The sequence below is a fragment of the Magnetococcales bacterium genome (assembly GCA_015231925.1).
GTDB lineage: Bacteria > Pseudomonadota > Magnetococcia > Magnetococcales > JADGAQ01 > JADGAQ01.
In genome coordinates, this window is sequence record JADGAQ010000017.1 from 24,026 (window position 1) to 36,289 (window position 12,264).

11 protein-coding genes and 1 pseudogene are annotated in these 12,264 nt (G+C 59.5%); 2 read left to right on the top strand and 10 right to left on the bottom strand.

Annotated features, from left to right (window positions below):
- Positions 1-38: 38 nt before the first annotated feature.
- The 10 genes and pseudogenes from HQL56_03765 to pseB form a co-directional block, all read right to left on the bottom strand.
- A pseudogene (locus HQL56_03765) lies at positions 39-821 on the bottom strand (2,4-dihydroxyhept-2-ene-1,7-dioic acid aldolase).
- Between the two features lie 22 nt (positions 822-843).
- On the bottom strand, positions 844-1,857 hold the full coding sequence (locus HQL56_03770; protein ID MBF0308628.1) for a polysaccharide deacetylase family protein: 1,014 nt from the start codon (positions 1,855-1,857) through the stop codon (positions 844-846).
- Entirely contained in the window at positions 1,850-3,094 is a 1,245-nt protein-coding gene (locus HQL56_03775) for an acyl-CoA reductase (protein MBF0308629.1), read from the bottom strand. The genes HQL56_03770 and HQL56_03775 overlap by 8 nt, the downstream gene beginning before the upstream one ends.
- Positions 3,087-4,184, bottom strand: coding sequence for an acyl-protein synthetase (locus tag HQL56_03780; protein MBF0308630.1), 1,098 nt, complete (start codon positions 4,182-4,184; stop codon positions 3,087-3,089). Before HQL56_03780 ends, HQL56_03775 begins: the two co-directional genes overlap by 8 nt.
- A complete protein-coding gene (locus HQL56_03785) occupies positions 4,181-5,584 on the bottom strand; it encodes an AMP-binding protein (GenBank protein ID MBF0308631.1) in 1,404 nt (467 codons plus the stop codon). The genes HQL56_03780 and HQL56_03785 overlap by 4 nt, the downstream gene beginning before the upstream one ends.
- Positions 5,581-6,321: an SDR family oxidoreductase gene (locus HQL56_03790; protein ID MBF0308632.1), complete on the bottom strand. Its 741-nt coding sequence runs from the start codon at positions 6,319-6,321 to the stop codon at positions 5,581-5,583. Before HQL56_03790 ends, HQL56_03785 begins: the two co-directional genes overlap by 4 nt.
- Positions 6,314-6,565 (bottom strand): acyl carrier protein, encoded by a 252-nt coding sequence (locus tag HQL56_03795; GenBank protein ID MBF0308633.1) that lies wholly within the window; start codon positions 6,563-6,565, stop codon positions 6,314-6,316. The genes HQL56_03790 and HQL56_03795 overlap by 8 nt, the downstream gene beginning before the upstream one ends.
- Before the next feature lie 17 nt (positions 6,566-6,582).
- Positions 6,583-7,470: a hypothetical protein gene (locus tag HQL56_03800; GenBank protein MBF0308634.1), complete on the bottom strand. Its 888-nt coding sequence runs from the start codon at positions 7,468-7,470 to the stop codon at positions 6,583-6,585.
- Between the two features lie 55 nt (positions 7,471-7,525).
- A complete protein-coding gene (locus HQL56_03805; protein ID MBF0308635.1) occupies positions 7,526-8,527 on the bottom strand; it encodes a Gfo/Idh/MocA family oxidoreductase in 1,002 nt (333 codons plus the stop codon).
- A gap of 72 nt (positions 8,528-8,599) precedes the next feature.
- Entirely contained in the window at positions 8,600-9,646 is a 1,047-nt protein-coding gene (gene pseB / locus HQL56_03810; GenBank protein ID MBF0308636.1) for a UDP-N-acetylglucosamine 4,6-dehydratase (inverting), read from the bottom strand.
- A gap of 131 nt (positions 9,647-9,777) precedes the next feature.
- Between pseB and HQL56_03815 the strand changes: the two genes are divergently transcribed.
- The gene (locus tag HQL56_03815) at positions 9,778-10,479 is read left to right on the top strand and encodes a sulfite exporter TauE/SafE family protein (GenBank protein ID MBF0308637.1); all 702 of its coding nucleotides are present in this window, start codon (positions 9,778-9,780) and stop codon (positions 10,477-10,479) included.
- A gap of 28 nt (positions 10,480-10,507) precedes the next feature.
- Positions 10,508-12,097, top strand: a complete 1,590-nt coding sequence (locus HQL56_03820; protein MBF0308638.1) for a peptide chain release factor 3 — start codon at positions 10,508-10,510, stop codon at positions 12,095-12,097.
- Positions 12,098-12,264: the final 167 nt, after the last annotated feature.

The following is a 12,264-nucleotide window of genomic DNA, read 5'->3' on the forward strand; positions in this document are numbered from 1 at the left end:
TGATTCAATCCCCGCTACGGACAAAAATCACCGAACCGTCACTTGCCCCGAACAGCCAGCAAGGCCTCGCGGCTGAACTGTCCAAGATAGATGAAATCGACCCCCAACGCCATAAAGCCGTAGCCGTGGGAGAGCTTTTCAACGGCCTTTTGCGTATCCGGCTGCACCAGATGGAAACCCGCCGGTTTCTTGCCCTGGCGGACCGCCTGATCGATGCGATCGAGGGCCTTTTTCACCTAGGGATGTTCGAACTGCCCCGGCAACCCCAAAGAGCCGGAGAGATCATAGGGTCCGACGATAAAACCGTCCACCCCCTCCACCTCCAGAATGGCCTCCAGATTTTCCACCGCCTGGATATGTTCCACCTGAATGATGACCCGGCTGCCCTCTTTGGCCCAGGCCATGTAGGCATCGAATCCGGCGCCGTAATCCTGCGCCCGGGCCAGGCCCACGCCACGCGCCCCGACCGGGGGATATTTCACGGCGGCCACCGCACGGCGGGCATCTTCCGCCGTATTGACCATGGGCACCACCACACCGCTGGCCCCGGAGTCCATGACCCGTTTGATCAGCACCGCATCGTTCCAGGCCACGCGCACCAGGACGGGTATCCCGCTCAGGTGGATGGCCATGATCATCTCCTGGGCCACGGAAAAATCGATGGCGCTGTGTTCCATGTCCAGCACCAGCCAGTCGAAACCGGCTCTGGCCATGATCTCCGCCACCGAGGTGTGCCCGATGCTCACCCAGGATCCGATGCTCGGAGAGCCGTCGGAACGCCGTGCGTTCCAGGTTACCGGAAGGAATGTTCCACCATTCATGAAAGTCCACCTTTATCCGTCATCATTCAGCGTTCCTCTTGGGACGCTGATAGGAAGTGAAACGCTGCCCGAAGCGGGTGCGCAACATCCACCATTTGAACGCCGCTGCCGTCTCGATGGTCGGCGGCACCACCAATCGGTCCCACAGCCAAGCCCCCCGGCTGCCCCGATTGAGACCTCCGTTGGAGGTGAACAGCCTTTCGGCTCCCATCGCCTTCAGGATGGAATGGCTGTACTCGGTATAACAGCTCCCCGCTTGCCCGAAGGGGTATCCCAGCCAGTCCAGGGAGTGGGGAAGCTGCACCAGGCGAGCCTGATTGCGGCGGTACTCCTCCATGAGCTGTTCGTTGGGCAGCATACGCGCGTTGTAGTGGCTGTAGAGGTGATTGCCGAAAAAGACCCCGGTTTCCCCGGCCACCGCCAGCAGATCCTCTCGCGCCACGGCAGGTCCGGCATAGTCCCGCACCGCCTCCATCACCCTCTCCGCCTCGCCACCCAAGGTCTTGAAGCAGGTTTCGACCAGCTCCGGCGTGGCAAAGAGAAAATCGGGGGCGGAGCAGTCCCGCATGGAATGGCCCTGGCGATGCCGGGACAAGCGTTCCCGAAAGGTCGGATGGTTACGTTCCAACCAATCCACCAGTGCCGGCCAGAAGAGTTCACCTTCCAACCAGCCGAAATTGAGGAAATTGATCGAAGGCACCCCCCGCTCGCGCAAGGCGGGAACCGCTTTATGGAAGTAACCCGAAGCACCGTCGTCAAAAGTGATCAACGCCGCCGGACGGGGAAACTTTCCCTCCAGGAATTCGGCGGGGGTCAGAACATGAAACAGCTCCCCGATGATGTCGATCTGTCGCTCGAAAACCCAGGGAAGAACGTTCAGGTCGTACTGGGAATAGAAGGGGCTGGGGCTTTCCGAAACCTGGTGGTAAAGAAATACGGCGGTCGTGTTGCCGAGGAGACTTCTGAAGAGGGCATTCGGAATATCAATATCCTGAACCAGTGACGAACGATAAATGTCTCTCAGGAGGCTAGACACTGGCATCCCCTTTTCGTTCCGCTGGAGGAAGGCAAAGCAACCGGCTGAAAGCTCTCAGAAGATCATGTCCATCCCAGATCGGGGCGAAATCCAGGGCTTCGCCGACGCGCTGAATCCGGTCTACCCCCTCCGGTCCCACCCGTCGCACCGAGGAACCGATGGCCTCGCGGGAGTATCCGAAGAGCGTCACGGTCTGATCCTTGCTCCGGGTCCAGGAGAAGAGGGCATCGAGATCCGCCAACCGGCTTTCGAAAAAGAGCCCCCCGCCGCAGTGGCGCTCACGGGGCATCGACCCCGGATCCTCAAACCAGAGGCGCTGCAGGTGAGCCGTCCCCCCCGGCAGAAGATGAACCCCCTCCACCGTCAGACCGATTGCCGCAGCGGCAACCTGTTTGTCCATGGCGACATGAGGCTGCCACTCCGGTTTTTTCAGGTCGACAATCCGTTCCAGCTCCTGCCAGAAGAGGCGACGCGCCTCTTCCAGACCGGCTCCGGCCTCGCCGATCCAGAAGACCACCCGTGGCGAGGAGCAGGCCATTTGGCCAAACCAGTAGGCATCGTTATAGAAGCGTCCGGCCAGATCCGCCTTGTCCGTCAGGGCGAGGTAGGCCTCGACCCCCAGAGCGCACAGGGAAAAGCGATCCGGAAAGGTCAGTTCCGTGGCTCTCGGGGGCAAGGGCAGGCTCCTCAGATGAGCGACGGTCTCGTCCCCGCCCCAGAGAACCCGCATATTCACCTGCCGGGAGATGATTTCGCTCCAACCGTCGTCCCGCTCGTAGCGAACCACCAGGGTGCGCTCCCGAATGGCCCGGAAGGACTCCTCCTCCAGCAACCCGGCCAGCAACTCCAGGAGAAGGTTCTGCTGCACGGAGTTCCGCGAAGAGAGCCGGACGATATTGATGTTGCCCATGAGCAGGGAGAGAAACCAGGAGTAGACGAAGAGCGTATCCACATTGCCCGGCGCGATATGGAAAACCACCCCCCTGGCCAGGCGTACTCCCCGGGTCTCATCCGTTATCATCTCCCGTTGCAGTGCCAGCAGCCGGGGTCGCCGCATCCAGAAGGCCAGCGCCATCAGCTCAGGGTGGGGCCGAAAGCGCCAATCCTTCAGAATGGACGCCGAAACCGCCTCCACGAAAGCGATCGTCTCGTCGGCAAAGGGCTGCAGGGGTTTCTGAGCCAACACCGTCTGCAAGCTGCCCGAAGCCGGAAGAAGCCGATGCAGCGGATTAGACACGGGTCACCTCGGAAAAGGTGTCGCTGCAGCCTCGGGCCTCCGCCCGGGGAATGCGCCCCAGCACCCGGAAATAGCGCCCCTTCCGACCGCAGGAACAGTCATCCTCTCCCAGCACCACGCCCAGATCCTCGGTCAACAGGGCATGGCCGGGATAGCTGCCGGGCAGGATGGAAAAGAGTTCGATCACCCCTTCCCGTCCCTGGGGCAACACCCGCCAGTCGTAGGGATCCCGCACGAGGATATCCGAAAAGATCGAGGCGTGCAGCACCCCCTGCTCACACTCCATGAAAATGGAACCGACCTGTTCGACCATGCCGTAGAAGTTGGCTATCCGGGAGAGCCCGCAAGCCTCCCTGAGCGCCGCCTTGAAGGTGTCATTGTCCACCGCCTGGTCGATCAGCTTCTTCCAGCCGCCGCTGTGAATCAACAGGCCCCGGCTCAAATCCACGGGGCGGGGGGCGCCGGCCAACGCCTTGTAGAAGTGTTGCCAGACCATGAAGGTGAAACCGAAAAGCAGGATCGGCCCTTCGGGATGACGTTCCAAAAAGGCTTCCAGCCCCTGCCAATCCGGATTCATGGCCTCGTCGAGCAGGTAGAAGTGGTCCCTGCCGAAGTTGAGCATGCCCAGAATGCCCGCACCACGCGCCGAAAAAGAGCGCCGGTCCTTCACCACTCCGGCATGATCCACCAGAATCATGGGCAAGCGCCGCCCACCGATAAAGTCCTTCAGGATGCTGGCCAGAACCCGGGTCTGCGCCATGGCCGTCTCCCGATCCAGATGGATGCGGGAAGGTTGACCCGTGGTGCCCGAGGAGGTCAACACCTTGAAGGCCGATTCGGCAGGCATACTTTTCAGATCGAACTCCTTGAAAAGTCTTACCGGGAGATACGGCGCCTCTTCCAAAGTCCCGAAATCCTCATCACAACCCATGGCGGTGAGCAAACGCCCGTATTCGGGGCAGGACCGGGCATGGAAACGCTGCAATCTGCCGATATGCTCCTGAAGGAATGCCCGTTTGGCCTCCCTGGGCAGACCATAGGGAGACTGCTGCCAAAACGCGCTATCCGTCTGGAGAGGACTCTCCGTCATGACAATTGCCCGGCAAAAAGGTTGTCATACAGAAGTTTGCCTGCGGCGGACCGCGGGAAAACCGCCACTTCGATACACCGGATCACCGAATGGTGCAGGCCAAAACGACGGGACAGCTCCGCCGGGAGCCGATCCACCGCCTGTCCGGGAAGCAAGGCCACGGCCAGGAGATTGTCCCGCCCGCCGCAGGCGCAGTCCCAGCCGCCATCCAGCAACTCCTTCTCCACCTCATCCAGGTTGAGCCGCTGCCCGTGGAGCTTGATAAACCGTTTGGTGCGACCGGTGATGAAATAGTCCCCCTCTTCATCGACGCGCCCCAAATCCCCGGTGGCCAGACGCCCCCCCAGCTCATCCCCCCGCGCCAGATCGGCACGGCTTTCCGCCAGTCCCAGCATGACATTGGGGCCTCGATAGATCAACTCCCCCTCTTCACCCGGCTCCACGGGACGTCCATCCCGTTCCAGACTCAGATTGCCGCCCGGAATGGCCTGGCCGATGCTGCCCGGTTTGGACAACACCTTGTCGGGATGCAGATAGGCGATTCGGGCCGTAGCCTCCGTCTGTCCGTACATGACGAAAAAGCGCCGACCGTGTTGCCGGGCCTGTTCCCCGAAACGACGCACGGCATCGGCCTCCAATCGCCCGCCCGCCTGGGTCAGGGTCTTCAGATGGGGCAGTGCCATGCCCGAAAAGCGCAGGCGCTCCAGCATGCCGTAGGTATAGGGCACTCCCGCCAGAGAGGTGGCTCGCTCCTGCCGACAAAACGCCCAGAACTCACGACTGACCAGCGAACGCCCGGTCATCAGCAGCGTTGCCCCCGCCGCAAGGTGGCTGTTGACCACCGAAAGACCGTAGGAATAGTGCATCGGCAACGTGGTGACGGGGCGTTCCCCGGGATGAAGCTGCAAATAGGCCACGATGGCCTCGGCATTGGCCTGCAACGCCGTGCCCGCCAGGCGAACCGCCTTGGGACTGCCGGTGGATCCCGATGTGGTCAGCAACAGGGCCAGGGAGGGATGAATCACCACCTCCTCCCGTGAGGAAAGCGGGAACAAGCCGTGGCCGTGGGAGGAAATAAGGGCATCAGGCCCACGGGAAAGTGGCTGCCAGACCCAGGATGGGCCGTACAAGGCCTGCAGATGGGCCGCCCGTTCCGGCTGAAGCTCCTCGTCCAGAAGCATCAGGGCATGTCCGGCCCGCAGACCGGCCAGATAACCAATCAGGGAGCCCGTGGTGTTACGCAGGCGTAAAAAACCGAGAACCTTGCCCGGCCAACGCTCCAGACTCCGGGCCACACGCTCCACTTCCGCATCCAGTTCCCGGTAGTTCAGCCCTGGACCGCCCTCTTCCAGAACGGCGGGGTGAGCCCCATGAACGGCCAACCGATTCCAGAAACTCATAAAGTCATCATCCCGTCGACGCCGATGACCTGCCCGCTGATATAGCGCGCCTTTTCGGAAGCCAGGAACAGAATCAGCTCCGCCACCTCTTCGGGCGTTCCCGCCCGGCGCATGCGAATGCTGTTCAAGCGTTTTTCCCGATCCGCTGCGGACAGATGTTCCGTCATATCGGTGGCGATGAAACCCGGAGCTACCGCGTTGACCCGAATGTTCAGAGGCGCCAGCTCCTTGGCCGCAGAACGGGTCAGGCCGATCACCGCCGACTTGGTGGCGGCATAGGCCGACAGACCCTCCGCACCCTCGATACCCATGATGGAGGTCAGGTTGATGATGCAGCCGGCCTTGCGCCGCATCATGAACCGTGTCGCCAGTTGCATCATCTGGAAGGTGCCCAGGAAATTGGTTCGCACCATCTCCTCAAGTGGCGCCTGGGCCATCATGCCCAATAAACCACCGTGCAACACGCCCGCATTGTTCACCAAAACGCCCAGATTTTTGGCGCGCTCCCCCAAGGAGAGAAACAGCTCCTTGCACGCTGCGGCATCCCCGACATCGAAGGCCCGAAAATCCACGGCAACACCGTAGGCCTGATGCAGGGCAGCCGCCCTGTCAGCCAATGCCGGCTCGGAACGTCCCGTCAGAATCAAGGGGTGCCCCAGCCGGGCGAAGCCTTCCGCCACCGCCGCACCAATACCCCGCGACGCTCCGGTGATCAGGACCTGCTCCAGCTCACTCATCAAACGCGATACCGTACTTGGCCAGAATGGCGAGCGCCTTGCCGAAGGAGCTCAAGTCGATCACATCATCGGTATCCATCATGATCCCGAAAGCATCGTCCAGGTTGGCGATCATGGCCATGTGGGCAATGGAATCCCACTGGGGAATGGTATTATAGGAGAGACTTTCCACCACCTGGCTTTCCGGAATACCCAGCGATTCGGCAAACAGACGTTTCAGTTTGAGATAATTTGCACTGGCCATCGTATTCTCCCGAAGAATCAGGCGACCCATTCCGAATAGAGATTATCGAAATCCGCCGCATGAAGGGTCTGACTCAGATATTGTTGCCGGTTGACATCGAGGAAGTCCCAGGCCAGCCAGGGTCTGCGCCCCCCCAGATGCCGCAAAGCCACCCGCGTATGCAAGGCCCGATAACGCCACAGCAAGTGTCGCTTCACCAAATCGAGATTGGCAAGCAGAATTTCCGCATCGGAAACATAGAGAAGCGTGGCTGCCAGAAGTGGCTGCAAGAAATGGGGTGCGATGCGGAAAAAGACCAGGGCGGAGCGTTGCGGTGTACCCACGATCAGCCGTCGCGTGCCCACCATGCTGGGCATATTGTCGTGATCGTGCAGAATCCGCACCACCTCGGCGGGCAAACCCTCTTTCAGGAGGTCAACCTCCTCGGTGCATAACCCGCCCCCTTTCAGCCGTGGCAGAAACAGGTGCGGAATGCCGACGCTGGCATTGTCGAGGAATTGAAACTTCAACCGCTCGTAAAGACGCACCACATGGGCACTCGGAGAGAGGCTGGTGACATGGAAACCGGGCTGTTTCAACAAAGCCTGCATCAGCTTCAGACTGTGGGCCCGATACGGCTCCAGCACCACCCAACTGGTCAGATTGAGAAGGCGTTCCTCGCGCCCCCGGATCAGGCGACGGGAATAGATGGCCCCCAGAACCCCGACCAAACGCTCACCATCGCGCAACAAGTAACCGTTATTGGGTTTGTCGGGATCCCAGTCATGGCAAAAGGCGCGCTGGCAGGGAAGGAGCCCCATGGTGGTGGCGTGATGCTCCCGAATGAAGGCGCACACTTCGGCAATATCCTGGTCGCGGATCGGTTCGAGGACAGGAGCCGAAAGAGTCATCTCGCCATTCACCATCCTGCTGTTCCATCCTGGGCCAAATCCCGAAGGAGACGATCCCTCCCCGATGAGCTCAACTCATGACTGAGTCGTTGCGTACGGCCAACTGGCACTCCAGAACCCGGACCGCATGGGAAACCGGCGTAACGGGCGCACCTCCGCAAGCCATCGCTTCCAGAACATGCCGGGTCTGCCGCAGATACATGAGGTTCAAATCGGCTTCATGCACGGGAAACAGGCTCTCCTTGCGCTCCCGCGCATCGAAAAGACGTACTTCACCGGTACGCATATCCCATTCCAGGGTGCCTTGATCTCCGGAGATGTGATAACGGCGGCGATACTCCCGCTGAATGTAGTCCATGTGAATCGTGGCCAGCGCCCCCGACTCAACCTGCAAGGCAACCACCGCCACATCTTCGGTGCTGATTTCCAGAGAGCCGCTGTGATGCACCATACCGTGGAGCCGTTTCACGGGCCCCAAAAGCCAGGTGACATAGTCCAGTTCGTGGGAGTCGAAGACCACCCCCCCCTGAAGGTCGGCACGGGCGGAATAGCCGTGGCGATAATCTTCCCACGGGTGCCAGTCCGGCAACCACTGGCCGGTCAAGACCTGCATCCCGGTCACCCGCCCGACAGCGCCACGACCAAGCAGATCGTGCAGGGTCTGCAAAGCCGGATGGAACTTCCAGTTGGAGCCGACATGGGCAAAGAGCCCTCGGGAGGTGATCTCCCCTTCCAACCGCCTGGCTGCTTCCAGGTCCGTGCCCAGAGGTTTTTCGATCAACTGATGGCAACCCTGCCGGGCACAAAAAAGGGACTGTTCCAGATGAAAACGATTCGGACTGGCCACCACGACCAGGCCCACTCCGGCCAGGCAGGCTTCATCCAGCCGATCGTAGCACCGGCCGCCGATCTCTTCGACAAATCGATCGCGGCGTCCCGCATCAGGGTCCATGCCGACCAGATCGACAACCCCCAGCGCTTTGAGATTCCGACTGTGACGCATCCCGATGGAGCCAAGCCCCAGTACAGCCACCCGTCCCTGCCAAAGTCCCGTTTCCATGGTGCCACTCATCGAAGGCGATTCCGTCATCCCACCCATCGTTCCCGGTCCGGCCCAGCACTCCCCACTGCCAATCCGCAAGGATCAGCAGGTTCCATCCGGGCTGCCGTCGGCCCGCCAACGCGATCCTTCGATGGAATAGTCCTCGGAAATCTGATCCAGCATGGAACGCAACCCCTCGACATCCACAAAGTGGGGATTGGTATTGGAAACATAGAGATAACCGTCCGCACAGGGGGTGGCCTCGGGATGTTTGGCGATCATCTGCTTGAGCATGTGGGGTTGGGTCTGGACCACGAAGCGATCCTCGAATTCCAAGGCGTTGCGGGCCTCGTCCTCGCTGATGAGAATCTCATGGAGTTTTTCCCCCGGACGAATGCCCACGATCTTCAACTCGCACTCGGGGCAGATGGCCTGGGCCAGATCAGTCACCTTCATGGAGGGGATCTTGGGCACGAAAATCTCCCCGCCCGTCGATTGGGCCAGGGAGGAGAGGACAAAATCAACGCCCTGTTCGAGGGTGATCCAAAACCGGGTCATACGGGGGTCGGTAATGGGCAGAACGCCGGTTTTTTTGCGCTCCTGGAAAAAAGGCACCACCGAGCCGCGACTGCCCACCACGTTGCCATAACGAACGACGGAAAAGGCGGTACCCCGAAAGCCGCTGTAGACCATGGCGGCGCAAAACAGCTTGTCCGAACAGAGTTTGGTGGCCCCGTAGAGATTGGCCGGATTGCAGGCCTTGTCCGTAGAGAGTGCCAATACCTTGGACACGTTGTTCTGCAGAGCGGCATCGATGATATTCATCGCGCCGTTGATATTGGTCTTGATGAATTCGGAGGGATTGTACTCCGCAGCGGGAACCTGCTTCAGAGCGGCGGCATGGATGACATAATCGACGCCGTTGAAGGCCCGCATCAGGCGATCACGGTCCCGCACGTCCCCCAGCCAATATCGAATGCAGGGGTAACGGTCCATGCTGAAATACTGGGACATTTCGAACTGCTTCAATTCGTCCCGACTGAAAACGATCAGTTTTTCGGGTTGATAGCGTTCCAGGATACGCTTGATGCACTTTTTGCCGAAAGAGCCCGTTCCGCCCGTAACCAATACCACCTTGCCGTTGAACATATCCCATGCTCCTGAAAGACCCGTAATCCCGTTCTCCGAATCGAACCGGGGGAGTCTAGCAAATCTTTTTTCAGAAAGCAGCATTTCCTGCTACATTCCACGCCGGGAATTGTACATTTCGAGAGGGAATCATGACGGAGTGGGTTGCGAGCGCGTTGATCGTGATGGGGGCCGCCTTTCAGGGAGCCACGGGCTTCGGCTTCGCTCTGCTGGTCTCCCCTTGGATTGTCCTGTTGGCGCCCGAGTTGTTTCCAGGACCTTTGATGATGTGCAGTCTGTTGCTGACCTCGATGACCATCCTGCGGGATGGAATGGCCCTGGATCGGAAAAACATCCAGTACAGCCTTATTGGATACTTTCCGGGTCTTGTTATTGCGTCAGCCCTATTGATCTATATGGAAGGTCCCTATTTTTCCTATTTTTGCGGCAGCATGATCATTCTAAGCGCACTCCTGTCTTATTTCACGTTTTCCTTCGAACCACGGCCCGTTCTTGTCAGTCTGGCCGGAGCCTTCTCCGCCATTCTCAATCTGACCACCACCATCGGGGGTCCACCCATGCTGCTGGTTTGGCAAAATTTACGCACCCAACCTCTTCGGGCTCAATTAGCCGCCTTTTTCATCGGCGGGGGCGTCCTTTCCATCACCACTTTGATATCCATACACCGCTTTGCCTGGAATGATTTCATTCATGGCCTGCAGCAGTTTCCATGGGTTGTTTTGGGGTTTCTTCTGTCGTTCCGGGTCGCACGACACCTCGATCAAAGCAGTATTCGCCCCCTGATCTTGACCGCCGCCGCAATAGGGGGCATGCTGATCCTTTTCAGAGCCTGATTCAGGCAGCAACCTTCCGTTGGTAGCCATGACGCCCCTGCAAGAACAGATTGCCCAGCGACGCACCTTTGCCATCATCTCCCACCCGGATGCGGGAAAAACCACCCTCACCGAAAAATTGTTGCTTTTCGGAGGGGCCATCCAACTGGCAGGCGCCGTAAAAACCCGCGGCCAACAGCGACGCGCCCGCTCCGACTGGATGAAGGTCGAACAGGAGCGGGGCATCTCCGTCACCGTCTCCGTCATGACCTTCGGTTACGACGGCTTTGCCTTCAACCTGCTGGATACGCCGGGACACGAGGATTTCAGCGAAGACACCTACCGAACCCTCACCGCCGTCGACTCCGCCGTCATGGTCATCGACGCAGCCAAAGGCATCGAAACCCAGACTCGCAAACTCTTCGAGGTTTGTCGATTGCGGGACATCCCCATCATCACCTTCATCAACAAACTCGACCGTGAAGGACGGGATCCCTTCGCCCTGCTGGAGCAAATCGAACACGAACTGGCGTTGGAAACCTCCCCCATCACCTGGCCGGTCGGCATGGGTCAGGATTTCCTCGGCTGTTACAACCTCCACTCCGACACCCTGCTGCTGATGGAGAAAAATCGGGAGCGGATCGGCGAGACGACCGCCATTTGCCACGGACTGGACGATGATCAGTTGAAACAGCACCTGCCCGCCCCCGCCCTGGCCAAATTGCAGGAAGAGGCCCACATGGTGCGGGAACTCTGCCATCCCTTCAAGCTGGAAGCCTTTCGTGCCGGACACCGCACCCCGGTCTTCTTTGGCAGCGCGTTGAACAATTTCGGGGTTCACGATCTGCTTTCGGGGTTGGGACGCTGGGCCCCGCCACCCCGTCCCCAACCGACAACGACTCGACAAATCCAGCCCGACGAACCGGGGGTGTCGGCCTTCACCTTTAAGATTCAGGCCAACATGGATCCCAAACACCGGGATCGCATCGCCTTCGTGCGCATCTGTTCAGGCCATTTCCAGAGGGGTATGAAACTGCTCCATGTCCGAACCGGCAAACAGATGGTGATACACAATCCCCTGCTCTTTCTGGCGCAGGACCGGGAACGGGTGGAGGATGCCTGGCCGGGGGACATCATCGGCATTCCCAACCATGGCGTTTTGCGTATCGGCGATACCCTGACCGAAGGCGAACCGTTGCAGTTCACCGGTATTCCGAGTTTTGCACCCGAGTTGTTGCGGCTGGTGAGAACCGATGATCCCATGCGGGCCAAGCATCTCGGCAGGACGTTGCAGCAATTGGGCGAAGAGGGTGCTGCGCGTGTTTTCAAGAAGCGGTTGGGGGGGGATTGGATCATCGGTGTGTTGGGAAATTTGCAATTCGAGGTACTGGCCGACCGGATTCGCACGGAATTCAACATTCCGGTGCATTACGAGGGAACGTCGCTATTCACGGCTCGTTGGGTGGAAGCGGACGATCCCCATGAATTGAAGCGCTTTCAGGATCAGAATCTTCCGGCCTTGGCCGACGACCATACGGAAGCGGTGGTCTTTCTGGCGAGAAACAGTTGGCATTTGGAAACAACACAGTCGGAATGGCCGAAACTGAAATTTCTGAAAACCAAGGAACAGACCAAATAGCATTTTGAAATACGGGTTTCCGGGAAGATTCTCTCTCCGGAAACCCTTCCTTTCACGATTGACCATGCATACCCACGGATTCCAAGCCCCCGGCCTTATTCCGTTTCTGTTCCATTTTTGCATTATTGCAGGGGTCTGGGGACCATCATGGTCCCCAGCAGGGGTTT